General features: G+C 63.6%; 19 protein-coding genes. 8 read left to right on the top strand and 11 right to left on the bottom strand.

The annotated features are described in order from the left end of the window. Nucleotides 1-45 precede the first annotated feature (45 nt). Nucleotides 46-2,043 carry a penicillin-binding protein 1C gene (gene pbpC / locus ACXAEK_RS02955; protein WP_475039843.1) on the top strand — a complete coding sequence of 666 codons (1,998 nt, stop codon included), beginning with the start codon at nucleotides 46-48 and terminating at the stop codon, nucleotides 2,041-2,043. A 26-nt stretch (nucleotides 2,044-2,069) separates the two neighbouring features. Continuing rightward, nucleotides 2,070-2,918: a 2-keto-4-pentenoate hydratase gene (locus tag ACXAEK_RS02950; RefSeq protein WP_475039842.1), complete on the top strand. Its 849-nt coding sequence runs from the start codon at nucleotides 2,070-2,072 to the stop codon at nucleotides 2,916-2,918. Nucleotides 2,919-3,065: 147 nt separating this feature from the next. Here ACXAEK_RS02950 and ACXAEK_RS02945 read toward each other — a convergent pair whose 3' ends face one another. The 4 genes from ACXAEK_RS02945 to ACXAEK_RS02930 are packed head-to-tail and all read right to left on the bottom strand — an operon-like array spanning nucleotide 3,066 to nucleotide 9,813. Continuing rightward, nucleotides 3,066-5,108, bottom strand: a complete 2,043-nt coding sequence (locus tag ACXAEK_RS02945; protein WP_475039840.1) for a hypothetical protein — start codon at nucleotides 5,106-5,108, stop codon at nucleotides 3,066-3,068. Nucleotides 5,109-5,117: 9 nt separating this feature from the next. Continuing rightward, the gene (locus ACXAEK_RS02940; protein WP_475039839.1) at nucleotides 5,118-7,919 is read right to left on the bottom strand and encodes a DUF4159 domain-containing protein; all 2,802 of its coding nucleotides are present in this window, start codon (nucleotides 7,917-7,919) and stop codon (nucleotides 5,118-5,120) included. After that, nucleotides 7,916-8,809 (bottom strand): DUF58 domain-containing protein, encoded by an 894-nt coding sequence (locus tag ACXAEK_RS02935; RefSeq protein WP_475039837.1) that lies wholly within the window; start codon nucleotides 8,807-8,809, stop codon nucleotides 7,916-7,918. The genes ACXAEK_RS02940 and ACXAEK_RS02935 overlap by 4 nt, the downstream gene beginning before the upstream one ends. Next, a complete protein-coding gene (locus tag ACXAEK_RS02930; RefSeq protein ID WP_475039835.1) occupies nucleotides 8,806-9,813 on the bottom strand; it encodes an AAA family ATPase in 1,008 nt (335 codons plus the stop codon). The genes ACXAEK_RS02935 and ACXAEK_RS02930 overlap by 4 nt, the downstream gene beginning before the upstream one ends. Nucleotides 9,814-9,877: 64 nt before the next feature. Between ACXAEK_RS02930 and ACXAEK_RS02925 the strand changes: the two genes are divergently transcribed. Further along, nucleotides 9,878-10,462, top strand: coding sequence for a DUF1285 domain-containing protein (locus tag ACXAEK_RS02925; RefSeq protein WP_475039833.1), 585 nt, complete (start codon nucleotides 9,878-9,880; stop codon nucleotides 10,460-10,462). Nucleotides 10,463-10,594: 132 nt separating this feature from the next. Here ACXAEK_RS02925 and ACXAEK_RS02920 read toward each other — a convergent pair whose 3' ends face one another. Next, on the bottom strand, nucleotides 10,595-11,554 hold the full coding sequence (locus ACXAEK_RS02920; protein ID WP_475039831.1) for a DMT family transporter: 960 nt from the start codon (nucleotides 11,552-11,554) through the stop codon (nucleotides 10,595-10,597). A 163-nt stretch (nucleotides 11,555-11,717) separates the two neighbouring features. Here ACXAEK_RS02920 and ACXAEK_RS02915 point away from each other — a divergent pair, with 163 nt between their 5' ends. Further along, nucleotides 11,718-12,470, top strand: a complete 753-nt coding sequence (locus ACXAEK_RS02915; RefSeq protein WP_475039829.1) for a hydroxypyruvate isomerase family protein — start codon at nucleotides 11,718-11,720, stop codon at nucleotides 12,468-12,470. Between the two features lie 89 nt (nucleotides 12,471-12,559). Continuing rightward, the gene (locus ACXAEK_RS02910; protein ID WP_475033408.1) at nucleotides 12,560-12,796 is read left to right on the top strand and encodes a DUF2798 domain-containing protein; all 237 of its coding nucleotides are present in this window, start codon (nucleotides 12,560-12,562) and stop codon (nucleotides 12,794-12,796) included. Between the two features lie 339 nt (nucleotides 12,797-13,135). Here the strand turns inward: ACXAEK_RS02910 and polA are convergent, their stop codons facing one another. Next, nucleotides 13,136-15,943 carry a DNA polymerase I gene (gene polA / locus ACXAEK_RS02905; protein WP_475039827.1) on the bottom strand — a complete coding sequence of 936 codons (2,808 nt, stop codon included), beginning with the start codon at nucleotides 15,941-15,943 and terminating at the stop codon, nucleotides 13,136-13,138. Nucleotides 15,944-16,118: 175 nt separating this feature from the next. Between polA and ACXAEK_RS02900 the strand changes: the two genes are divergently transcribed. Continuing rightward, nucleotides 16,119-16,484, top strand: a complete 366-nt coding sequence (locus ACXAEK_RS02900; RefSeq protein WP_475039826.1) for a hypothetical protein — start codon at nucleotides 16,119-16,121, stop codon at nucleotides 16,482-16,484. 79 nt (nucleotides 16,485-16,563) lie between these two features. After that, nucleotides 16,564-17,001, top strand: a complete 438-nt coding sequence (locus ACXAEK_RS02895) for a hypothetical protein (RefSeq protein ID WP_475039825.1) — start codon at nucleotides 16,564-16,566, stop codon at nucleotides 16,999-17,001. 44 nt (nucleotides 17,002-17,045) lie between these two features. On the opposite strand, the gene ACXAEK_RS02890 is transcribed toward ACXAEK_RS02895, so the two are convergent. Both ACXAEK_RS02890 and ACXAEK_RS02885 read right to left on the bottom strand, forming a co-directional pair. After that, nucleotides 17,046-17,531 carry a flavodoxin family protein gene (locus ACXAEK_RS02890; RefSeq protein WP_475039824.1) on the bottom strand — a complete coding sequence of 162 codons (486 nt, stop codon included), beginning with the start codon at nucleotides 17,529-17,531 and terminating at the stop codon, nucleotides 17,046-17,048. Nucleotides 17,532-17,574: 43 nt separating this feature from the next. After that, complete coding sequence (locus tag ACXAEK_RS02885; RefSeq protein WP_475039822.1) at nucleotides 17,575-17,769, bottom strand: zinc-finger domain-containing protein; 195 nt, start codon at nucleotides 17,767-17,769, stop codon at nucleotides 17,575-17,577. A gap of 71 nt (nucleotides 17,770-17,840) precedes the next feature. Between ACXAEK_RS02885 and ACXAEK_RS02880 the strand changes: the two genes are divergently transcribed. Then, nucleotides 17,841-18,770, top strand: coding sequence for an ABC transporter ATP-binding protein (locus ACXAEK_RS02880; protein WP_475039820.1), 930 nt, complete (start codon nucleotides 17,841-17,843; stop codon nucleotides 18,768-18,770). Between the two features lie 337 nt (nucleotides 18,771-19,107). Here ACXAEK_RS02880 and ACXAEK_RS02875 read toward each other — a convergent pair whose 3' ends face one another. The 3 genes from ACXAEK_RS02875 to ACXAEK_RS02865 all read right to left on the bottom strand — a co-directional run bounded on the left by ACXAEK_RS02875 (nucleotide 19,108) and on the right by ACXAEK_RS02865 (nucleotide 23,674). Next, nucleotides 19,108-19,539, bottom strand: coding sequence for a hypothetical protein (locus ACXAEK_RS02875; RefSeq protein ID WP_475039818.1), 432 nt, complete (start codon nucleotides 19,537-19,539; stop codon nucleotides 19,108-19,110). A gap of 11 nt (nucleotides 19,540-19,550) precedes the next feature. Then, nucleotides 19,551-22,640, bottom strand: a complete 3,090-nt coding sequence (locus tag ACXAEK_RS02870) for a hypothetical protein (protein ID WP_475039816.1) — start codon at nucleotides 22,638-22,640, stop codon at nucleotides 19,551-19,553. Between the two features lie 569 nt (nucleotides 22,641-23,209). Further along, on the bottom strand, nucleotides 23,210-23,674 hold the full coding sequence (locus tag ACXAEK_RS02865; RefSeq protein WP_475039815.1) for a DUF1203 domain-containing protein: 465 nt from the start codon (nucleotides 23,672-23,674) through the stop codon (nucleotides 23,210-23,212). Nucleotides 23,675-23,771: the final 97 nt, after the last annotated feature.

Genomic DNA, 23,771 nt, shown 5'->3' with positions numbered 1-23,771 from the left:
GGCAAAAGATGGAAATGGTACACCGCCATATTGGTGGTATTTCTTATGTCGGCCTTCGCAACTTACCGCGCCTTCGACACCTGGATTGACCGCACAAACCTCCCCCTCACCCTCGCTGAAACCTCCACCGAAGTCCTTGACCGCAACGGCAAGCTCTTGCGCGCCTACCCCGTGGATGACGGCCTCTGGCGCCTCGCCGTCACACCTGCCGATGTCGATCCGCGCTTCCTGCAGATGCTCCTGCGCTACGAGGACAAGCGCTTCCGCTCTCACGCCGGTGTCGATCCCATCGCCCTCCTGCGCGCCGCGGGCCAGGCGCTGCGGAACGGCCGCGCGGTCTCGGGCGGCTCCACCCTAACCATGCAGGTCGCGCGCCTGCTGGAGGACGGCACCACTGGCCGCTGGGCCGGCAAGCTGCGCCAGATGCGCGTCGCGCTGGCGCTGGAACGCCGCCTCAGCAAGGACCAGATCCTCACCCTCTACCTGACCCACGCCCCCTATGGCGGCGCGGCAGAGGGGATCCGCGCGGCAACCTACAGCTGGTTCGGCAAGGAGCCGAAACGCCTGACACCGGCTGAGGCCGCGCTGCTGGTGGCCCTGCCGCAAAGCCCCGAGCGCCGCCGCCCTGACCGCTTCCCGCAGGCCGCCAGCGAGGCCCGCAACCGGGTGCTGGAGCGCATGCAGCGCCAGGGCCTCCTGACCAACGAACAAACTGAAGCCGCCCGCCGCACCCCGCTGCCGCACCAGATGGCCGCCTTCCCGCGGCTCGCGCCGCATCTGGCGGACCGGGTGGCAGCCCAGCACCCTGGCAAGCACCAGCTGCGCCTGACCCTCGACAGCGCGGTGCAATTTCGGTTGGAAACCCTGCTGAAAGAGGCCGCCCGCACCAGCCCGCGCCTCTCCGCCGCCCTCATCACCGCCAACCACCAGACCGGCGAGGTGCTGGCGATGGTTGGCTCCCCCGGCTATTCCGACGCCACCCGCCGCGGCTTCGTCGACATGACCCAGGCGATCCGCTCCCCCGGCTCCACCCTGAAACCGCTGATCTACGGCCTCGCCTTTGATCAGGGGCTGGCGCATCCGGAAACCCTGATCCACGACGGCCCGGTCAATTTCGCAGGCTACGCGCCGCAGAATTTTGACGGCGAATTCCGCGGCGACATAACCGTGCGCGAGGCGCTGCAGCTGTCCCTCAACATCCCCGTGGTGAAACTGACGCAAGAGCTTGGCCCGGCCCGGGTGATGGCGTCCTTGCGAGCCAGCGGCGCCAGGCCGGAACTGCCCGGCGGCGCGCCGGGGCTGGCGCTGTCACTCGGTGGCCTCGGCATCAGCCTGCAGGACATGGTGCAGCTTTATGCCGGGCTGGCGGCAGGCGGGCAGGGGCCGCAACTGCGGGTGATGCAGGGCGAGACACCCCAGCCCGCGGGCCGTCTGACCTCACCCGAGGCCGCCTGGCAAGTGGCCGACATCCTGCGCGGGCTGCCGGTGCCAGCTGGCGCGCGCGCCGGCACCATTGCCTATAAGACCGGCACCTCCTACGGCCACCGCGACGCCTGGGCGATCGGATGGGACGGGCGCCACGTGATCGGCGTCTGGATGGGCCGCGCCGACGGCACGCCGGTGCCGGGCATCTTCGGCGGCGATCTGGCCGCGCCAGTGCTGTTTGAGGCCTTCGGGCGGCTGAAACCCGCGCTCGACCCGCTGCCGCCGCCACCGCCCGCCACGCTGATCATCAGCTCCGCAGACCTGCCGCCGCCCTTGCAGCGCTTCCGACCGCGCGACGCGGCATTCTCTGAAACTGCTGACGCGCCGGAACTGATCTTCCCGCCCGACGGCGCCCGGCTGATGCTGGAGGGCGCGGACCTGACCCTCAAACTCCGTGGCGGCACCGCTCCGTTCATGGTCATGGCAAACGGGCTGCCGGTGCTCACAGGCCAGCGCCGCCGCGAGTTCTCCGTGCCCAGCCCCGGCCCCGGCTTCTCCTCGCTGGTGATTGTCGATGGCGCCGGCCGCTCCGGCGGGGTTAACCTGCGCATCGATTGATCCCGAAATTTACCCGAGGCCCTTTCATGCTGAAACCCCTCCTTGCCGTCTGCGCCCTTGCCCTCACCGCTCCCGCAGCCATGGCCGCCTGCGCCAGTGATGCCGAAATCGCCGTCTTCGTGGATAGCTACATCGCCAAGACCCCAGCCCGGGCTTTGTCGCCCGGCGGCAGCATGGCGGATGCGCTCTGCTCGCAGGCCAAACTCGCCACCGCGCTGGAACCGCATATGGGTCCGGTGATCGGCTACAAGGCCGGCCTTACCAGCAAACCCGCGCAAGACCGCTTCGGCGCCACCGAACCCGTGCAGGGCCTGCTGTATCAGAACATGATGCTGGAAGACGGCGCCACGCTGGACGCGCCTTGGGGCGCCATCCCAATGGTTGAGGCCGATCTTGTGCTGGTGGTTGCAGATGCAGGCATTAACAGCGCCACAACGCCAGCGGAGGTGCTGGCCCATATCTCCGCCGTCCGCCCCTTCATCGAATTGCCGGATCTGACACTTGCCAAGGGCCAGCCCTTCACCCCGGAAACCATCACCGCGATGGGTGTTGGCACCCGCCTCGGCGTCCTAGGCACACCGGTACCTGTAGAGGACCCGGCAGCAATGGCCCGGATGCTGGAGGAGATGTCGGTCACCCTGCGCGACGCGGCCGGCAGCGTGCTGGTGCAGGCACCGGGCCGGGCGGTGCTGGGCAATCCGGTCAACGCTGCCCTGTGGCTGCGCTCCAAAGGTGTGGAGTTCAAACCGGGCGACATGATTTCAGTCGGCTCCTTCGGCCCGCTGTTCCCGCCGCAAAAGACCAAGGGCGGTGTCAGCGTTACCTACAATGGGCTGCCGGGCGACCCGGCGGTTGAAGTGTTCTTCAAAGAATAACCCGCAGGCCGGCGGGACGAGGTGTTTCGCTTCGGGCATTGCCCGAAGCGACCCGCGCCGCGCCTTTGGCGCGGCGCTTGGCCCAACCAGGACGGATTCCGCAAGGAAGCCGGGAATGGGCGGGAGCGCCCCGGTTGCGGCAGCCGCCTAGCGCCGCCCCTCGCGCAGCCAGCCTGCGACGATGAAGAAGGATGCCAGCAGCAGCGCCAGCCAGCCGGGCAGCAGCGGGCCTTGCGATACGGAAAGCGTCTCGTAGGCCTCCCGCGGTGTCAGGCCGATCCAGCCGCGTCCCGAGGCGGGCCGCCCGTGCCGCACACTGCGCAAGGCGGGCATCCCGTCCTCCAGCCGCAAGACGCCGCCGCGCAAAGGTTCCAGCATCGGTGCCAGTATGGACCCGGTGGCAATGGTTTCCTCGAATTCTTTCGGCGCCGCAGGTCCAAGCCCCACCACTGTGCTCTCCTCGCCCTCTTCCAGCCGGTACAGCCCCGGTTCCGGCCCCTCATAGCGGGTTTCCCACTGGCCCGGCGCGCTCGGACGCAGATCCAGCGCCACGGTGGAGCCATCGGGTGCAGTCACTGTCACCGGGCCAACCTGTCCCGCCAGCGTGCGGCGCAGGATACGCATCCGCTGGCCTGTCACCTCGGCCCAAAGCGCCTCCTCCTCCAGCTCCGGCTCCTTCATCATCCAATGGGCCAGCCGGCGCAGCAGCTCCAGCTGCGGCCCGCCGCCCTCATAGCCGCGGCTCCACAGCCAGGCATGGTCCGAGGCCAGCAAGGCCACACGGCCCTCGCCAACTCGGTTCAGCACCAGCAAGGGCCGCTCGTCTGCGCCGCTCATCAGCACATGGCCCTCCGGAGTGCGCAGTTCGATTTGACGCAGCCAGCGGCCCCAATCTGCCGCCCCTTCCAGCCCCGAGGTCACAGGATGCTGCTTGCCCAGATCGGTCACCGCAGGACGGTAAGCTTCCTCCAGCACCCGCGCTGAGGGTTCCGCAGGCAGGATCAGCGACAGCGGCGAGCGGTAGATACTGTCGGCGCTGGCGAAATCCGGCCCCGCCGCCACTAGCACCGCGCCGCCGCCCATGGCGTAGTTGGCGACATTGTCCAGATAAACCGCAGGCAGGATGCCGCGCCGCTTGTAGCGGTCAAAGATGATCAGGTCGAAATCCTCGATCTTCTCCAGGAACAGCTCGCGGGTGGGGAAGGCAATCAGCGACAGCTCCTCCACCGGCACCCCGTCCTGCTTCTCCGGCGGTCGCAGGATGGTGAAATGCACCAGATCCACGGCGCTGTCTGATTTCAGCAGATTACGCCAAGTGCGCCCGCCCGCGTGCGGCTCGCCCGAGACTAGCAGCACCCGCAACCGGTCGCGCACACCATTGATCTGCACCAGGGCGGTGTTGTTGCGCGCGGTCAGCTCGCCCGGTTCTTCCGGCACTGAGAACTGGATCACGTTGCGGCCGCCGTGCTGCAGCACCAGCGGCAGTTCGAAATCCACCCCCACAGGCAGGGTGAACCGCTGCGGTTCATCGCCCCCGACCGAGATATCCAGATCGGCAAAGCCGCCCTGAACCGGCACCGCGCCCTGATCCTCGATCCTGAGCGTCAGCCTCACCGGCTCGCCGATGATGGCAAAACCGGGGGCGTTCCTGACGATCAGGCGGCGGTCCCAATCGTCCGCGCGGCCGGTCAGCAGCAGATGCATCGGCGCGGGCAGGTTCACCGGCTGACCGGCGTCATGCACTTGCCCGTCAGACAGGGCGATGATCCCCGCCACCCGTGCCCGCGGCTCATCCGCCAGCGCCTGCGCGACCGCCGTCATCAGCCGTGTACCCTCGTCGCCCTCGCCATCCGGCACGGTGACCCAGCGCACATCGGTGCCTGGGCGGGCGTCCAGCGCCGCCTTCAGCTGGCTGCGCGCGCGTGCCATCTGCCCAGGCCTGTCGCGCAGCTGCTGGCTGGCGGTCTGGTCCTCTGCCACAATCACGATGTCGCTCAGCGGCGCGCGGTCCTCGCTCTGATGCACTGGGCCTGACAGGGCCGCCATAAGCACCAGCGCGGCCAGCGCCCGCAAGGCCCAGCCGGACAGCCCCTTCCACAGCCCCAGCAGCAGGACAGCAAACGTCACTGCCCCTGCGGTCCAGATCACGGGCCAGGGCACCAGCGGATCGAACAGGATCGTCTGTGTCATCTCACGCTCCTATTGTCCCAGCCGGTCCAGCAAAGCCGGAACATGCACCTGGTCGGATTTGTAATTGCCGGTCAGCACATGCATCACCAGGTTGACGCCGAAGCGGAACGCCAGCTCCCGCTGCCGCTCCCCGGCATAGCCGCGCCCGACGGGCAGCAAGGGCCGCCCGTTTTCATCCACCGCCCAGGCCGCGGCCCAGTCGTTGCCGCCGATCACCACCGGCGTCACCCCGTCGTTAAGGTTGCGGAAAGGGATGCCCTCGGCCTGCTCCGCATCCGGCGGGGCCGCCTCGACCCAGACCGGGCCTCGGGCATGACGGCCCGGAAAGGCCTGCATCAGGTAAAACGCGCGCGTCAGAACATGATCCTGCGGCACCACCTCCAGCGGCGGGATATCCAGCGGCAGCGCAATCTGCTGCAGCCGCCGCGCCGCCGGGCTGGTCGCGCCGGAGGCCGTCAGATCCAAATCGCGGGTGTCGAACAGGATCATCCCGCCCGCCCGCAAGTATGTGTTGAGCTTGCCGTAAGCCTCTGACGACGGCAGCGGCTGATCGCGGGTGACGGGCCAGTAGAGCAGCGGGTAAAATGCCAGTTCATCGCGCTCCAGATCGACAGCCGCCGGCGCGGCCGGCTCGACCGAGGTGCGGAAGAACAGCGTGTCCGTCAGCCCGCGCAAGCCGGCTGCCGCCACCCGGTCCACCTGCGCATCCCCCGTCAGCACATGCGCCAGCACCAGTTCCGCCGCCAGCGCTGCCGCCAACTGATCCGCCTGCGTCTGCTCTTGGGAGGGAGCAAGGGCTTCCTGCGCCCGCAGCTCTTGCGCCGGAACCAGCGCCGCCAGCCCCAGCGCCGCCGCCAGTGCCGCAAGGCGGGCGCGGCCCAGCAGGCCGGAAACCGCCAGTGTGCCCAGCACATCCAGCGCCAGAAGCCCCAGCGCCAGCGTCAGAAGCGCGCCGCCCAGCGGCAGCTCCTGCGGCGCGCCATAGCCGCTGACCGCGACCGAGGCAGGCCAGCGTGCTGCCATCAGCTCATCACCCGGGCGCAGCACGTTGCGCGCCAGCATCCGCCGCCCGCCGTCATAGACGCCGGGCCGCAGCTCCGGCCCCGCGGGCGCCGCCACCAGATCCGGGCCTGCCACACCGGGCAGCGTCTCCGCCGCCTCCAGCCGGCCAAAGCCGTCCAGCACCTCCACCGGTGTCCAGGTGGTGCCTTCCAGATCCTCGGCCTTGGGCTGCGCAGCGGAGGAAGACACCGCAAGCCGCTCCAGCATCGACACGAACAGTCCCGACAGCGGCAGGCTGCTCCACTCTGCATTGGCGGTCACGTGGAACAGCACCACCTGGCCTTGGCCCAGCGTCTTGCGGGTGACCAGCGGCGTGCCGTCCGCCAGCTCCGCAATCACCCGCTCCGCCAGCTCCGGGTCCGGCTGCGCCACCACCTGCGAGCTGATCGAGACCTCGTTTGGCACCTCCAGCCCGTAGAACGGCGAGCCTTCTCTAAAGGGCGCAAGCGTCTTCGGCTCGCCCCAGCTCATGGCGCCGCCAATGCTGCGCCCGCCAATGCGCAGACGGACCGGCATCAGCGGCTCCTCGCCCGCGCGGGCAGTATCGCTGGCCGCCAGCCGCGGCCCGGCAAAGCGCAGCAGAAGGCCGCCATTTTCCACCCATTCAATGACCGCCTCTTCCTGTGCCGGCGCCAAGCGCGCCACATCGGCCAGCACGATCACATCCGGATTGGCCGGCAGCAGGTCCCGCAGCGCGCCTTCCAGCAGCTCGGCTGAGGGCGCCAGCGCCTGGCGCAAGTAATGCAGTGGCGACAAGAGGGCGAGACCCTCATCGGCACTTGCAGAGGAGACCAGCGCCACCTCCCGCCGCCGCAGGCTGTCGTCCGTCAGCGCCACAGCGCCCGCCGATTTCACGCCGCTGATCTCAAACCGCGACAGCCGCGCGCGCAGTTCGGCGGGCAGCGATAGTTCAGCCGAAGCCACCCGCGCCCCATCCGCAAACCGCAGCGGCAGCGACGCCAGGCTGCGCTCGGTGCCGCCCGGATCCTTGCCCTGCGCCACCACAGCGATCTCCTGCGCAGGCCCGCCGCGGCTGCGCTGCACGGTCAATTCAATCGCGCTGCCGCTATAGCCCGTGGGCATCAGGCCCAAGACGGGCAGGGGCTGTTCAAAAACTTCAATCTCACCGCGCTGTCCCAGCGCCTCGATCAGGCTCTCGCGGCCCGGATACGTCAGACCGTCGCTGAACCAGACGGTGTCAAACCCGCCCTCAGAGCCGCCGATCACCGCCAAGGCCTGCTGTACTTGCTCCGGCCCCGGCTGCCAGGGCAGCGGCGCCAGCCCGGCCAATTGCCGCTGCCAGTCGCTGGCGGCGCGGAATTGCAGGGCCTCCGGCGCGCTCAGGCGCAGCACCGCCACAGGGCGTTCTGCCCGTCCGGCCTCGTCCAGCTGCACCGCGGCCTGGGCGCTGGTCTGTTTCCAGCCTGCCGCGCCGCCCCAGCTGGCGTCCATCACAATGAGCAGCGGCCCGCTGCCGCCCGCATCCTCGGTTGCGGGATTCAGCACCGGCCCTGCCAGGCCGACGATCGCGGCCGCCACCGCCAGCAGGCGCAAGAGCAGCAGCCACCACGGCGTGCGGTCGGATAGGCTCTCGTCATCCCTAAGCCCCAACAGCAGCGTCACCGCCGGGAACGGCTGCCGCTTCGGCGCGGGTGGAATGGCGCGCAGCAGCAGCCACAGCACCGGCAGCGCCAGCAAGCCCAGCAAAAGCCAGGGTGCGGTAAAACCGATGCCTGCAATCATGGTCATGGCGCGGTCCGTTCCAGTGCATGGTAAAGCCACATCAGCGCCGCCTGCGCCGGATCGCCCGTGTGATGCTGCCCGAACCGCCAGCCGGCTTCGCGGCAGAGCCGGTCCAGCGCATCCCGCCGTTCTGCCAGCCGGTCCAGATAGCGCTCCTGCAGGGCAGAGGCCTTCAGTGTTTCATGTGTGACACCGCCCGCGATGCTCTGAAACAGCGTGCGGCCGGAAAAAGGAAAAGCCTCCTCTGCCGGGTCCAGCACCTGCAGCAGCACGCCCCGCACCCCGCGCGCGGCTGCCTTGGACAGAGCCTGTTCCACCGGCTCATAAGGCCCCAGAAAGTCTGAGATGAACAGCGCCCGCGCATGCGGGATCAGCGCCCGGTGGCCGGGCGGGGCGTAATCCTCCGCATCGTCATCGGACAGCGCCTCTGCCAGCCGCAGGATCTGCACATTTCCGCGCCGCGGCGGCAGCGTGCCGCCAGTCAGGCCCACCCGCTCGCCGCCTTGCACCATCAATACGGCAGCCGCGAGGCCCAACAGCCGCGCATGGTCTGCCTTCTGCGGCAGCTTGGGCGTGGAGGCAAAGCGCATCGAGGCACCGGTATCGACCCACAGATGCACTGTCTGGGCAATCTGCCATTCCCGTTCGCGAACATATTGCACGTCGCCCATAGCAGAGCGCCGGTGGTCGATCATTCGGCGGCTGTCGCCCATCTGCGCCGGGCGGTACTGCCAGAAATCATCCCCCGTGCCCGCCCGGCGGCGGCCATGCTCGCCCATCAGGACGGACCCCGCCAGATGCCGCGCCTGCACCAAAAGGGGCGGCAGGGCGCTGGCCTCGGCCTCCGCCCGGTGCCGCAATCCGGTTGCAGCGTCAGAGGCCGCAGGCCTTGTCACGCGGCGGCCCCGGTCCGGGCCAGTTCGCTCGCCGTTTCTTCAATGAGCGCCGCCAGGCTCTCACCCCGCGCCCGGGCGGCAAAATTCAGCTGCATCCGGTGGCTCAGCACCGGTTTCGCCATGTCCAGCACGTCCTCTGCGTTGGGCGCCAGCCGCCCCTGCAGCAATGCCCGCGCCCTGACCGCCAGCATCAGCGCCTGCGCCGCCCTCGGTCCCGGCCCCCAGGCCACGGTCTGCGCCACATGGTCCGACACGCCCGGCTCATCCGGGCGGAAGGCGCGCACCAAATCCAGGATCATCTCGACAACCGACTCGCCCACCGGCATCCGCCGCAGCAGGGTCTGCGCCGCGATCAGCTCAGCGGCGGTAAACACCTGATAGGCCGCGTCTTCCTCAACGCCAGTGGTCGCCAGCAAGATGTCCCGCTCGGTCGCGCGGTCCGGGTAATTCACGTCGATCTGCAGCAGGAACCGGTCCAGCTGCGCCTCCGGCAGCGGATAGGTGCCCTCCTGCTCGATCGGGTTCTGGGTCGCCAGCACATGGAACGGCGCACCCAAGGGGCGGTCCTCACCCGCCACCGTCACCTGCCGCTCCTGCATCGCCTGCAGCAGCGCCGATTGCGTCCTGGGGCTGGCCCGGTTGATCTCATCCGCCATCAGCAATTGGCAGAACACCGGCCCCGGCACAAAACGGAACGAGCGGTGCCCGTCCTCTGCGGTGTCCAGAACTTCCGAGCCCAGAATATCCGCAGGCATCAGGTCCGGCGTGAACTGAATCCGGCTGCCATCCAGCCCCATTACGGTGCTCAAGGTCTCCACCAGCCGGGTCTTGCCCAGGCCGGGCAGGCCGATCAGCAGCCCGTGGCCGCCGCACAAGAGCACCGACAGCGTCAGGTCCACCACCCGCTCCTGGCCGATGAATCGCTTGGTAATCAACTCGCGGGCCTGTTTCAGCTTGGCTTCCAGCGCCTCGATGCCGGCCAGCAGATCGTCGGTTTCAGGCATGTCATTCCTCGTTTCCAGGATATATGCTGTTACTCTATCGTGCTGACAGGAAATGGCAAAAGCAATGAGCGGACAAAAAGCTGTGACACCCGGTGCCGAAGGCATCGCCGCGTCGGTGAAAGCGGCCGGAAAAGGCAAAGGTCTGCCGCCCGTCCACCTGTGGAACCCGCCGTTCTGCGGCGACCTCGACATCCGCATAGCCCGCGACGGCGCCTGGTACTACCTCGGCACGCCGTTCAACCGGTTCGAACTGGTCAAGCTGTTCGCCTCGATCCTGAAGCTGGAGGAGGGCAAGTACTTCCTGGTGACCCCTGTAGAAAAGGTCGGCATCACGGTTGAGGACGCGCCCTTTGTTGCGGTGGATTTCGATGCTGAAGGCGTGGGCCGGGATCAGGTCATCACCTTCACCACCAATGTCGAGGACACCGCCGCAGCAGGCCCGGAGACCCCGATCCGGGTGGAGCGCGATGCGGCGAGCGGTGAACCCTCTCCATACGTGATGGTGCGCGCAGGGCTGGAGGCCCGCATCGACCGCAAAAGCTTCTACCGGCTGGTTGAGCTTGGCGCCCATCACGACGACTGGTTCGGCGTCTGGTCCGGCGGCGCGTTCTTTCCGCTGATTCCGTCCGCCGAATTGGATATTGAATAACGTTCCTTTCTGCCTGTCGCGCCAGCGGCAGGCACGCGTCCGCCCGCCCCACGGCGGGCGCGTTCCGCTCCCGCCCGGGCGAATGCTTACCGTTCAAACCAATTCTGTTGCTTCTTGCTGGTTTGAGCTGGCTTACGCCTGGCTGCCGCCCGCTGTCTCCGCCAGCTTGGGCCGCTTGTCCTGCGCAACCACAACGCCCAGCCCCACAACGGCGGCGCCGACGGCCTGCGGCCACTCCCAGCTCTCGCCCAGGAACAGCATCAGGATCATTACGTAAAACGGCGCCAGGTTGGTGTGGAAGGACGCCAGCGCCACCCCCAGCCGGTCCACCGACGACAGCCACAGCAGCTGGCTCAGCATCACCGAAACCAGGCCGAAAATCAGCAGCATCTGCAGCTGGTAGCCATTCACCGGCGCCCGGGGCAGCCATTCCCCGCCCCATAGCGCCGTGCAGGCTGTCATCGCACTGGCCAGCAGCAGCCCGCCGCAGATGGTGACGGCACTGCGCCCCGAGGGCGATAGATCCGGCAGCGCCCGCACCGCGGCGGAGCTTGCCCAGGTGTAAAGCGTGATCGCCGCCGCCGCAGCAGCAGCCCCCAGCCCCAGCTCGGCACCGCTGAGCGAACTGGTAGCGATGATGCCGCCAATCACCGTTGCCGCTGCCCCCAGCATAAACCGCACCCCCAGCCGCCGCTGACCCTGCAGCATCTCGATTACCCCGCCGATCACCGGCGCCGCCGAGCAGATCAGCGCGGCTGTGACCGCATTGGTCAGCACCTGCGCCTGGATGAGCAGATAGGCGCTGGCGCCAAAGCCGAAGAAGCCGATCATCAGCCCCTTGCGCCAGGGCGCGCGCAGCAGCGCCTGCACCCCCTCGCGCATCACCCACAACAGCAGGATGCCGCCCGCCGCCAGCACCAGCCGCGCCGCCAGCAGCACCACCGGCGGCCAGGTCTGCAGCAGCACCTCCGCAGCGGGAAAGCCGGCCGCCCAGGTGATCATTGCGGCTGCCGCCAGGGCATTGCCGCCCAACGCATCGGCGCGCGGCGAAACAGGCTGGCCTGCGGGCAGGCGCTCGGGGCTCATCGTCATCACTGCTGTCCTTCGGGGTTCCAGCGGAAATACGCCGGTTTTCCCGCAGTTGCAGCCGAATCTCCCGGACAAGTCTTGCGGGAAAGCGACAATGCGTCGTTTTCTGTATCTTGGCGTCACGGTTTCGCGCGGGATAAACCATCGTGAAGCCAGGAGAAACTTGATGCCCAGATTCGCCGCCAACATCTCGATGCTGTTTGCCGAGCTGCCCTATCTCGACCGCTTCCAGGCCGCGGCGGCGGCGGGGTTCGAGGCGGTGGAAATCCTTTATCCCTATGAGCTTGCGGCCAAGGAAACCCAGCGCGCGCTGCTGGCCAACGGGCTGGAGCTGCTGCTGATCAACGCGCCACCGCCGAATTACACCGGCGGCATGCCCGGCTATGCGGCGGTGCCGGACGGGGTGGACCGCTTCCAGCGCGACATCCGCCGGGTGCTGCGCTACGCCGAGGCGCTGAAGGCGGGCAAGATCCACGTGATGGCGGGCTACGCCAAGGGGGCAGAGGCGCAGAAGACCTTTGTCGAAAACCTGAGGTGGGCCGCCGACCGCGCCCCGGGCCAGCAGTTCACCATCGAACCGCTGAACAGCGGCGACCAGCCCGGCTACTTCCTGGATGACTACAACCTGGCGATGGAGGTGCTGGCGGCCGTGGACCGTCCCAATGTCGGCCTGCAGTATGACGCCTACCACGCCCAGCTGATCCACGGCGACGCGGCACGGGTCTGGCAGGAGTTCGGCGCCCGCGCTGTCCATGTCCAGATCGGCGCCGCGCCGGGGCGCTGCGAGCCGGGCACCGGGCCGGTGGACTTCCAGGAGCTGTTTGCCGCCATCGACGCCAGCGGCTATGACGGATGGGTCAGTGCCGAATACACGCCCTCGACCCGGCGCACCGAGGACAGCCTCGGCTGGATGCGCTGAGCCGCCGCAGGCTGTAAACACATTCGTGAATTGAGATGTGTATTAGTGGCCTGCATAAGGCTTCTGTGACTTTTGGAAGGATGCCGCCGATGCTGCCTGCCCGTTTTGCGCCTGTTCTGTTCAGCCTGATCCTGTCCGGGATGATGTCCTGCCTGGTGACCTGCGTGGCAACCTTGCGGACGCTTGGACCGGCCGAAGGGTTCACCAGCGCCTGGATGAACGCCTGGAGCCTAAGCTGGCCAGTGGCCTTTGCTGTCGCCTTCACCGCAGCGCCTCTGGTGCGCAAGCTGGTGGCCAAGCTGGTCAAACAGCCCGCAGGAAGCTGAAACCGGGCTTCGGGAGGGCAGGCGGGGTGCTCCCGCCCGCTGCAGGCTGCATCAAAGATGCATCAGCAGCCGTTGGGCCTTGCGCCGCTGGCGCGGCGCAAGGGGGGCTGAGAAGCCCCTAAGGGCAGGCCTGCCCTTGAGGGGCGTTTTCGATTTTCTTTGCCGCAGGCCGCGTCAAGGGCAAGCCGCGCTGGGCGCGCGGAGCCTGACGGCTCCCTTGACCCGGTGAGGCGGGGTCGGGGCACTGCCCGCGCCGCGCCAGCGGCGCCTGGCCCAACGGGATGAGATCGTTAGATCGAAGCCGGGCGGGAGGCCAACGCCCGCCTGGGGGTGCCTGCCTTAATGGGCCTCGGCCCAGTTCTGGCCGCGGCCTGCGTCCACCACCAGTTTCACATCCAGATGCACTGCCGGATCGGCGGCGTTTTCCATCACCTGCCGGGCGGTCTCGATGGTCTCCTCCACCGCCGCCTCCGGCACTTCGAACAAGAGTTCGTCGTGCACCTGCAACAGCATCCGCGCGGGCAGGTGGGCGATCGCCTCTGGCATCCGGATCATCGCCCGGCGGATCACATCCGCCGCCGTCCCCTGGATCGGCGCATTGATCGCCGCGCGTTTGGCAAAGCCCGCCTTGGGCCCCTTGGCGTTGATCTCCGCGGTGTGGATCTTGCGCCCGAACAGGGTCTGCACATAGCCATGCTCCTTGGCGAATTCCACGGTGCTGTCCATATACTTGCGGATGCCCGGGAAGCGCTCGAAATAGCGGTCGATGAATCCCTGCGCATCCTTGCGCGGAATGCGCAGGTTGCGCGCCAGGCCAAAGCCGGAAATGCCGTAGATCACACCAAAGTTGATCGCCTTGGCCTGGCGGCGGATCTCCGGTGTCATCTCCTCCAGCGGCACCTCGAACATCTCCGAGGCAGTCATCGCGTGAATATCCACGCCTTCCGCAAAGGCTTGTTTCAGCGCATCAATCCCGGCCATGTGGGCCAGAATGCGCAGTTCGATCTGGCTGTAGTCGAGCGACAAGAGGACGTTGCCCTCCTCCGCCACAAACGCCTCGCGGATGCGGCGGCCTTCCTCGGTGCGGACGGGGATGTTCTGCAGGTTTGGATCGGTCGAGGCCATGCGCCCGGTGCTGGCCCCGGTCTGGGCATAAGACGTATGCACGCGGCCGGTGTCGGGATTGATATGGTCCTGCAGCGCGTCCGTATAGGTCGACTTCAGCTTGCTGAGCTGCCGCCAGTCCAGCACCCGTTTGGGCAGGTCGTGCTCGGTCGCCAGATCCTCCAGAATATCGGCGCCGGTGGAGTACTTGCCCGTTTTACCGCGCTTGCCGCCTTCCAGCCCCATCTTATCGAACAGGATTTCTCCCAGCTGCGCAGGCGAGCCGACGTTGAAACTCTCCCCTGCCAGATCGTGAATCTCCGCTTCCAGCCCCGCCATCTTCTGCGCAAAGGCATTGGACATACGCGAGAGCGTATCGCGGTCCACCTTAATGCCGTTGCGCTCCATGTCGGCCAGCACCGGCACCAGCGGCCGCTCCAGCGTTTCATAGACCGTCGTCACCCGCTCCTGATGCAGCTGCGGCTTGAAGACCTGCCACAGGCGCAGGGTGATATCGGCGTCCTCGGCGGCATAAGGCACCGCGTCGTCAATCGGCACCCGGTCAAAGGTGATCGCCGATTTGCCGGAACCCAAGAGCGGCTTGATCGGGATCGGCGTGTGGTCCAGGTAGCGCTCAGACAGCGCATCCATGCCATGCCCGTGCATGCCGGCATGCAGCGCATAGGACATCAGCATGGTGTCGTCGATGGGCGCCACATCCACCCCGTAGCGGTGCAGGATCTTGGCGTCGTATTTCATGTTCTGGCCGATCTTGATGATCGCCGGATCTTCCAGAACGTCTTTGAGCATCGCGACTGCCTCTTCCAGCGGCATCTGCCCCTCGGACAGGCCTTCACCGCCAAACAGATCATCGCCCCCGGCCTTATGCGCCAAGGGGATATAGCAAGCCTCGCCCGCCTCGACGCACAGCGAGATGCCGACCAGATCGACGACCATTTCATCCAGGCCGGTGGTTTCGGTATCCACTGCCACCCAGCCGCGCTGGCGGATGCGGTCGACCCAGACCTGCAAGGCACCTGCATCGCGGACGCATTCGTATTTCTCCTTGTCGAACGGCACCGCTTCCGGTGCCGCCGCCGGGGAGGCCGCCGCTGCAGCGGGTGCTTCCGGGATCGCCGGCGCCTCCATGCCCAGCTGATCGGCCATGCGCTTGGACAGCGTGCGGAACTCCATGCTGCTCAGGAACTCCAGCAGCACCTCCGCATCCGGCTCCTTCACCTCCAGATCATCCAGGGTGAAGTCCAGTTCCATGTTGCAGTCCAGCTGCACCAGCTTTTTCGACAGCTCGATCTGGTCCCGCTTCTCGATCAGCGTCTGGCGGCGCTTTGGCTGCTTGATCTCCTCAGCCCGGTCCAAGAGCTCCTCCAGCGAGCCGAATTCATTGATCAGCAGGGCCGCGGTCTTAATCCCGATCCCGGGCGCCCCCGGCACGTTGTCAACCGAGTCGCCCGCCAGCGCCTGCACATCCACCACCCGGTCGGGGCCGACGCCGAATTTCTCCACCACGCCATCGCTGTCGATGCGCTTGTTCTTCATCGCATCCAGCATCTCGACCCCGCCGCCGACCAGCTGCATCAGGTCCTTGTCCGAGGAGATGATCGTCACCCGCCCGCCCGCATCGCGCGCTTGATGCGCCAGGGTTGCGATGATGTCGTCGGCCTCGAACCCCTCGATCTCCTTGCAGGCGATGTTGAAGGCGCGGGTCGCGTCGCGGGTCAGCGGGAACTGCGGCACCAGATCCTCCGGCGCGGGCGGGCGGTTGGCCTTGTACTGATCATACATCTCGTTGCGGAATGACTTGCCGGAGTAGTCGAAAATCACCGCCACATGGGTCGGCGCATCCGGGCCCTTGTTGTCCTCCACCTGCTTGAACAGCATGTTGCAGAACCCCGCCACGGCGCCGATCGGCAGCCCGTCGGACTTGCGCGTCAAGGGCGGCAGCGCGTGATAGGCGCGGAAGATGAAGGCCGAGCCGTCGATCAGATGCAGATGGCAGCCCTTGCCGAATTGTGTCCCGCTCATTGTGCTGCTCCCCGGTTCATTCGCGCATGGTGGTTTGGACAGTGTTATTCAGTATCCGGCGGCCATCCGCAATCGCCCTGTTGCCCGCTGCTGCCAGCATTCCAGCCACGCAGATGTGATCCGCCCCGGCGTCCGCGCGATTGCGTGACCGCTGCAACCGCAGCTAACTGGGGCGATGCAACGGCTTGCCCTGTTTTCCCTGTTCCTGCTTCTGGCCGCCTGCCGCGAGGACGTTCGGATGCTGTCCGCTGACGAAATGCAGGCTCTCTTGGCGCAGGACCGCAAGATCGCCTTCACCCGGCTGGCGTTCTCCGGCACGGCGGTTCTGCGGACAGACGGCACCTTTGAGGTCACAATCCCGCGGCTGGGAGAGGACACCGGCACCTGGCGGCTGGACAGCGACCGGATCTGCAGCCGCTGGGCAGAGTTCCGCCGCGGCCAGGAGCTGTGCGTCCTGGCCGGAGAGCTGCCGGATGGCACATACCGCGCGATGTATACCGCTTCCGGCACCCGGCTGGGCGACTTCTGGTTCATTGATTGATTTAACTGGAAGGTCACTTCAAAAAGACTGGGGCAGTTTGAAATCTGGACTTTTTGTGCCGGCTTGGAGAGGGGCGGTTATGCAGGACGCACCCGGCGACGTTGACTACGAAGTGGAACCGCTGGGTCAAAGCAGCGGGTTTTGCGATTGTTGCGGCAATGAAACCCGATTGGTTTGGGGGTTTGTTCATGCTCCGGCGGGCACCGCAGCCAGCTACTATGTGCATTGGACTGCTGGCGCCGGGTTGGACCGTCACCCGGCCAACTATGATTTCATCATCGGACGTTGGGGCGAGGACGCGTCACCTGCTGACCGTGTTGCCGTTTCCTTGATGCATTTTGAGAACGAGGAAGGGCCGGGCGTCATGGTCATTGATGCAGGCGGCCGCCCTTCGGCAAACAGCGGTTTGGCGGCCAGTGCTCTCGACCGTGATGGCGTCGTTGGAACAGAGCTTGCCGCAACAGCCTTCGCAGTCTTTGATACGGTGCTTTTGCAGGACACGCGGCTGTACAAATAGCTGACCTGTTGCTTTCCGGTGTTCCAAGCATGGGTTCGAACCCCCTAAAACACCCCCATTGCCAGCCCCGCGCCCATCGCCAGCCCCAGCTCCCGGCAGGCCTCCAGCTCCTCCTCCGGGATCACCTTCTCCGCCAGAATGGCCTCCGGCGTCTGCGCATGGGTGCAGATAATCAGCGGCTTCTGCACCTCTTTCAGGCGCCAGCCGGTGGCAATCCGCGCGCATTGCCGCGCCGCGTTTTCCCCGTCCGAGCCGGCACAGACCATTTGCGCATAAGGACGCCCCTCGATCTGCCCTAGAACCGGGTAATAGCAGCGGTCAAAGAACTCTTTCATCTGGCCTGACAGCGCCGCCAGGTTCTCCGGCGCGCAGAAAATATAGCCATCCGCCGCCAGCAGATCCTCCGGTCCGGCCTCTTCGGCCCGCTTCAGAACGGTCTCAATCTCACCGCGCGCAGCCTCTGCCGCGGCCTCGGCCATCTGCCGGCTGCCCCCGGTGCGGCTGTGATAGACGATCAGAAGCTGTGCCATCAGCAGCAGCCTGTGCGGTCAGGACATGATCCGGGCGACCGGATCACTCCGCCGCCTTGGCCGCGTCCTCATAGATGAACTTGCAGTCGCAATAGGGGCATTCCACGAACCCTTCGGCTTCCGGGATCTGCAGATAGACCCGCGGATGCCCCAGCGCGCCCTCGCTGCCGTCGCAGGCCACCTTGCGGCTGTTCACGATCCTGGTTTCCGGCGCATCAGGGCTAGGGGCGGTGCTCATGGCTGGCAGTCCTTTCACTTTTCGGCTAGGCGCATTTATGAGCCAAGGAAAAACCGGGGGCAAGTGCGGCGATGAGTGCTGACGCAATCCAGATCAAAGCTTTGCGCAAAATCTATGGCGGCCATAAGGGCCAGCCGGAGAAACACGCGCTCAAGGGCGTCGACCTGACGGTTCCGCGCGGCTCTGTCTTCGGCCTGCTGGGGCCGAACGGTGCGGGTAAATCGACGATGATCAACATCCTGGCCGGGCTGGTGCGCAAGACCTCCGGCTCGGTCTCGATCTGGGGCTTCGACCAGGACGCAAACCCGCGCCAAAGCCGCGCCGCTATCGGGGTGATGCCGCAGGAGCTGAACCTGGACCCCTTTTTCACCCCGCGCGGCGCACTGGAGGTGCAGGCAGGCCTCTACGGGGTGCCCAAGCACGAACGCCACAGCGACGAGATCCTGCGGATGATCGGGCTGGAGGACAAGGCGGAGGCCTATGCCCGCACCCTCTCAGGCGGCATGCGGCGGCGGCTCCTCTTGGGGAAGGCGCTGGTTCACCGCCCTTCCGTCCTGGTGCTGGACGAGCCGACAGCAGGCGTCGACATCGAGCTGCGCCAGATGCTGTGGGAGAACATCCGCAAGCTCAATGCGCAGGGCATGACCATCATCCTCACCACCCATTACCTGGAGGAAGCCGAGGAGATGTGCGACGAGATCGCCATCATCAACCAGGGCGAAGTGGTGGCGCGCGACAGCAAGTCCAGCCTGCTGGGCCGGCTGGATGCCAAGACCATGGTGGTGCAGCCCGCGGCGCCGGTCGCTGAACTGCCTCGTGGCGACGGCATCGAGGCCGAACTGCGCCCGGACGGCGCTGTAGGCTTACGCTACCGCAGCCGCATCACCAGCGCCGAACAGGTGCTGGCCGCGGTCCGCGCGGCGGGGATCAGCATCCGCGACGTGAAGACCGAAGAGGCCGATCTGGAGGATGTCTTCCTGTCGCTGACCAAGGCGGGGTGAGGGGACGCCTCAGCCTAGTGATCAGGTTGCGGGACCAAGCCGTCATTCGCTGCAGGCGCAGTCAGGGCGCCATCCTGCGTCCGCATTGCGCAGGAAGCGCCCTTTGCAAACTCGGCCGTTTGACGCCGCCAGCCGAGATTTTATGCTGCGGCGCGGCCCACGGTTCCTGCCGTTCGCTGCGACTGCGAGGCTTTGGAACCGGTGAGCTCACACAGTGCCGGACTTTACGGTCATACGGTCAATGTCGGTTTTCATGCCGCGCGCCACGCACAAGGCGCTTTCTGTATTGACTTGTCTCGATCGGGGTCCTGTTCGCGAAACCTGTGGCTATTTTCAACTACTCGTTGACAAACCACTTAAGTCCCAATGGAGCGCCTTTTTGAGACTTGACTATAGTTCCTTGTTCCAGATCGAACTTGAGAAAACTTGATGCTCCATTTGAGCGGAAGATATGTTGTTCAAAAAAGAATGGGATGCGGAACTCCCTTCCGTAGGCCACCCGGTCCGTATCCGGCACTAGCAATACGAAACACTCGACAACGTTGTCCTGTACAACGACAGAATCACAACTTCTTCTCCAGGTTATTAGCCCGTTGCCGCGTAGATACCCTACCGCGATCTCTTTCCCGTCTGTTACTGCTGAAATGAGGTTGTTCAGTTCGCCCTGAAGCTTTCGCCCGGTCTCGTCGTTCTCATACACTTGTTGGGCATTTGCAGGAAAAGAGAGAAAAAAGGACATTATTAACATTGATATATACTTGTGTGGCATTGATCTTCCCCTTAGTTACTACCGACTTTGTTTTCCAAAAATTCTATTTCCGCAATCATGTGCTGGCGTGCGGCGATCGGAAGGCTGTCGTCCTCCTCGTCAATGATTGATTTCAGCGTCGCGCTCGCCTTTTCAATCAGGCTCTCGATCTCTGGGCTCCGCCGGGTCGGGTACGACATGACCGACCAACTTGGTGCCTGCCAGTCCGAGATACTGATTGGTTGTAAGAAGCGGCTGGCGTCAGAAAACGCTCTCTCAGCATTCTCCAAGGCGAAAATCGCCGTGTTGTAGTCCGGCAGCACGGCGCCGCTAGCAATAAGACTTAATTCGGGTTCCTCCAATAGCATTCCCTGCGCCCATTCTTCCTTCAAGAATCTTGAAATCGTTTCCTTGAGGTAGGTGGCCAACAAGATACGCTCTCGTAGCTCAGTTCTATTTTCTAAACGCCTTCTGACCTCGGAAAGATACTCTTTTCTTGCGCTTTCAAGGCGACTCTCCAGACCACCTGACGGCAACCGAACTTTCCAGTAGTCTTGGCTTGATAAGTCTCCAGCTTCGTCAATCTTCTCAGCCATGTATTTGAGTATTTCTCCGATCCGTTGCTCAATATCTCGCTTGGCGTTGTTGTAACCGCCTTGTCGTAGTTCAAGAGAACCGTCATGTAGCCAAGCAAACTTTCTTGTACGTACAGTCTCAGCTGCGAAGTAGTTTGTACCGCGCACGGACATCTGAATGTCCATTTTCGGCGCGTAGAAGGCTATGAACCAATCAGGATAGTCGCCATCGTTATCTCGATATCTCTCCCTGATCCAATTTGGTTCGAAGTTGTAGCAGACGGGCTCCTCTTCTCGCGTCACATTGCTTATTGCGTTGCTGGACGCGTCTAGAAGTACAATGGTGTCGAACACCTCTTGTGGCGTTCTGATAGCACCGAGCCATAGAGTGAGCAGGTGCCCCTTGGTTTCCGCGTAAGGCGGCCAAGAGTTTCGCATCGTTCCTATGATCTGAGTTTCACCAGAAGGTCCGCAGGAATCCATTACTGCAAACCTATCTCTCAGTGAATCCAGATTGCTCTGACTAGGATCACTAGGTTCTAAGAACAGCTGGTATCTGTGATCGTTGTAGCCACGCAGTCTTGCCTCGGTCACGTCTAACGCAATTTCGTAAAGCTCCGCGTCGACTAAACGAATTATGCGCAAGTAGGCATCCAAGATGATCTGGAGGTTCCAGTGTTCGTTGCCATTCAAAATTTGCCTGTCTAAGGCGTTGAAATATTCAACGGTGCTTCGGAACTCGCGAAACGCAGTTTTTGACAACAGGCTATGATGCTCAGGCCATGCCCGAACAGTTGCAAAATAGTTCGCGGCAATAGAGTAAAACGCCGCTTGGCTTACGCTTTCATATGTATTGCCCGGTATCCTGGCCGAGAAAAGGGCATCCAGATCGCTCACAATTCTTTCTAGAGGAGCCGATCGAGGCGACTTCGCCCAATTCTCAGAGAAAGGATCGTACAGTATGTGCGAAGTTTCATCGAACCCGGAGAGCTTTGATACGGTTAATGCATTTGACTTGAAGTAGTCTAAACAATCATCAAACTCCTCAGGACTGATTGGAAGGTCGGGAATATCGTCTTTGTAGTAGTAGCATTTTGCGATCTTGTTGGCTTGATCTACAAAGACTCGCTCACGGAAAAGTTGTGCTTGTCGTTCGGTCCCGAATTGGACTGCCTCCGAAAGTTGCCGAACTTCCTGTAGTGTGGAACTGGATATGTCGTTGATCGTTGCCAAGTCCGCCTTGATACTTGCAAAGTTGTCAGACATCTCAAAAATGATAAAATTCAACTTGTCGTCTACGGCATCAAAACGTTCATGCATCTGGACGCGAAACTCTTCGATTTGTTCCGCTAGCTTCTGAATTGCTTCTAGGATCAACTGATCTGCTGAAGGTCCACTGTCCGCGAACGCAGATGCGACGCTGAGCCCAATGGCAATCATATTTGCTGAAAATATCGCTCCTGCTGCACTTGCTGCGGCGTCAGATGCGAGGTTCTGATCAAGCTTATTTATTGCTTGGGCAATGTCTACAGCTCCGTTGAAAACTGCACTGAACTTCCTTGCAGCATCGGGGTCGCTGAAGCCTATCGCGGTCGAAATTATGAAGCCAGCTGCTCGAATTCCTTCGAGTTCTATTCGCGCAGCCTCCGCAGCTCGACGTTTTTGCTCAATCTGTTGTGTCTTGACCTGCTCATTCAGAATATAGGATGCGAATAAGCTACTAAGGTCATCAACTTTCTTCTCGCCTTGCCCAAAGCGATTGATGATTGTGTCGGTTTTTTCAGCGACCGAATTCAGAATAGCGTTCAAGGCACGATTGCGTTCTGCATCGTTCTTGAAGTCCATCTGATCTAGTTTGTCCAAGACACCATCGAGCTTAAGCGCTTCATCGAAAGCTGGGTTATTGCTCCTGATAGTATCCTCGCTGTCCCCGATCCTCGCTCCAATTTCACGGGCGAAAAGGGAGTCGAAAGACCTGCGGAAAGATTCACTGGCCTCAGCATGTTTTATGGCCTCGTTAAGGATGATGTCCTGAAACCCAGAAGAAATCCGGAAGTTAAAAAGTAAGTGAGACTGTGCTGATAGTTGCTTGTCAGGAGCTACAATCGAGTTGCCAAATCGATACCACCAATTCGTGAATTCTTCCAGTACAGCTCCGGATACCGCAGTGTATTCACTCGATTTGATTATGTTGAGAAGAGAGTATGTTACAAGTGCCGGTGTTTGCGTGGCTAAATCATATTTTCCTACAGCATTCGTATATTCTTGCCGGTAAGTTTCCCAGATCTTGTTTACCGCGCCACTAATTTCCGCCTGTGTTGCATCTGGGTTTTGCTGCCGATACTTGTTGGCGAAGCTCATGAGAACAGGAATCTCATAAGCTTGGTTTCTGTTCACATTGTATATTGTGGCTGCTTTGAAAATATCTCTGTCGTCAGCCCCTTGGGAGATGGCAGGGGAGGATATGCAGATCGACAACACACAAGAAAAAATAAAAAGGAACTTGGACAGCATTTCTCTTCTTTCAAAATCGGTGTCAGACGACATCACTGAGTCTTTGAAGGACTACCAATTACACTGTGGCAATATCAGCATCTTGGCAAGCTCTGCGGGGTGGACGAGATGTGGAAGCGCCGCCCTTGCGCGGTATTTCGACGGTCCGTAGTAGACATGGCGGTGATGATGTGGCGCAAACCATGCGCAAAGTTCATGCGCGGCAAAATTGGTCGATTTTGATGCCGACGGGCGCACCCTCACGTTTCAAAGTATTCTAGCGGCTCGATAACCTTGGTCAAAACTCCACTGGTTTTGAACAGATCTAGAGCCAAGGGCTGAAGAGCCGCCGTTCGCCGCGACGCATCCGAGGAACAGATTGGGCTCTTCACGGTCATCGGTGGCAGCGCAGCATCCAGCCGATTAGGTTCCGGCTAGGCGTTGAGGACGGCCCGGACTGCATGTGCTGGCGCGCCTGACTTGTCACCAGGCATGGGGCCGCTTTGGGCTGTGACCGACCCGCTGCGTCAGCGAGGTCAACTGCCGTGGGCAATGACGGGTGAGGGCTCAGTGCTGCCATTGGCTGACGGAGTGAGACGCCGCCGCCGCCCTCCGCTCTTTGGTCACCCCCGGTCAATCCGCGCCTGATAGCAGTTGTTGCGCGACGACCGTATATGGACGTAGGCAACCCGCTCATCCTCCAGGATCTTTCCGGCCTGCGCCATCATTTCCGGCTGCGGGATCACAATGCCGGTGCCATAGACGATGCGGTCTTCCGCGCAGTAGCCCTTGATCAGGTAGTCGGGCGAGCCGGTCAGCATCTCCGGCAATTCCCTCCCTTCATGCCGATCGCAATGGCTGGCGCACAGGAAGACCGCCCCGGTCTCGGCATAGGGCTGTGCCTCGGGGAAGGGACGGTGGGCGAGGATCAGCATCTCTGCGCCTTCGGGGATGTATTTCAGGCAATGGCGGCAGGGGTTGCCGCCGCCGTCCGAGACGGCGCGCTCCGGGGGGCGGCCATAGGCATCGGTGCCGCCGTCTTGCAGGGCGCGGACAACATCGGTGGGCAGGGCTGTGATCTTGGTCATGCTGAAACTCCTTTGCTGTCAGCACCCTGCCGGTCTGCGCGGCGTTAATCGACCCGGATCTTGCGCATCCCGCATTGGAGCAGGGGGGCTCCCGCCC

It is taken from the genome of Leisingera sp. ABM4_101 (assembly GCF_056158725.1).
The sequence above is the reverse complement of the archived record's forward strand: the minus strand, read 5'-3'. Positions and strand labels throughout refer to the sequence as shown.

Coding starts and splice junctions, on each gene's coding strand:
- ACXAEK_RS02950 (WP_475039842.1), top strand. CDS start 2,070: ATGCTGAAACCCCTCCTTGCCGTCTGCGCCCTTGCCCTCACCGCTCCC.
- ACXAEK_RS02945 (WP_475039840.1), bottom strand. CDS start 5,108: ATGACACAGACGATCCTGTTCGATCCGCTGGTGCCCTGGCCCGTGATC.
- ACXAEK_RS02865 (WP_475039815.1), bottom strand. CDS start 23,674: ATGACCAAGATCACAGCCCTGCCCACCGATGTTGTCCGCGCCCTGCAA.
- ACXAEK_RS02875 (WP_475039818.1), bottom strand. CDS start 19,539: ATGCCACACAAGTATATATCAATGTTAATAATGTCCTTTTTTCTCTCT.
- ACXAEK_RS02880 (WP_475039820.1), top strand. CDS start 17,841: ATGAGTGCTGACGCAATCCAGATCAAAGCTTTGCGCAAAATCTATGGC.
- ACXAEK_RS02915 (WP_475039829.1), top strand. CDS start 11,718: ATGCCCAGATTCGCCGCCAACATCTCGATGCTGTTTGCCGAGCTGCCC.
- ACXAEK_RS02930 (WP_475039835.1), bottom strand. CDS start 9,813: ATGCCTGAAACCGACGATCTGCTGGCCGGCATCGAGGCGCTGGAAGCC.
- ACXAEK_RS02870 (WP_475039816.1), bottom strand. CDS start 22,640: ATGTCGTCTGACACCGATTTTGAAAGAAGAGAAATGCTGTCCAAGTTC.
- pbpC (WP_475039843.1), top strand. CDS start 46: ATGTCGGCCTTCGCAACTTACCGCGCCTTCGACACCTGGATTGACCGC.
- polA (WP_475039827.1), bottom strand. CDS start 15,943: ATGAGCGGGACACAATTCGGCAAGGGCTGCCATCTGCATCTGATCGAC.
- ACXAEK_RS02910 (WP_475033408.1), top strand. CDS start 12,560: ATGCTGCCTGCCCGTTTTGCGCCTGTTCTGTTCAGCCTGATCCTGTCC.
- ACXAEK_RS02900 (WP_475039826.1), top strand. CDS start 16,119: ATGCAACGGCTTGCCCTGTTTTCCCTGTTCCTGCTTCTGGCCGCCTGC.
- ACXAEK_RS02925 (WP_475039833.1), top strand. CDS start 9,878: ATGAGCGGACAAAAAGCTGTGACACCCGGTGCCGAAGGCATCGCCGCG.
- ACXAEK_RS02940 (WP_475039839.1), bottom strand. CDS start 7,919: ATGACCATGATTGCAGGCATCGGTTTTACCGCACCCTGGCTTTTGCTG.
- ACXAEK_RS02920 (WP_475039831.1), bottom strand. CDS start 11,554: ATGACGATGAGCCCCGAGCGCCTGCCCGCAGGCCAGCCTGTTTCGCCG.
- ACXAEK_RS02890 (WP_475039824.1), bottom strand. CDS start 17,531: ATGGCACAGCTTCTGATCGTCTATCACAGCCGCACCGGGGGCAGCCGG.
- ACXAEK_RS02885 (WP_475039822.1), bottom strand. CDS start 17,769: ATGAGCACCGCCCCTAGCCCTGATGCGCCGGAAACCAGGATCGTGAAC.
- ACXAEK_RS02895 (WP_475039825.1), top strand. CDS start 16,564: ATGCAGGACGCACCCGGCGACGTTGACTACGAAGTGGAACCGCTGGGT.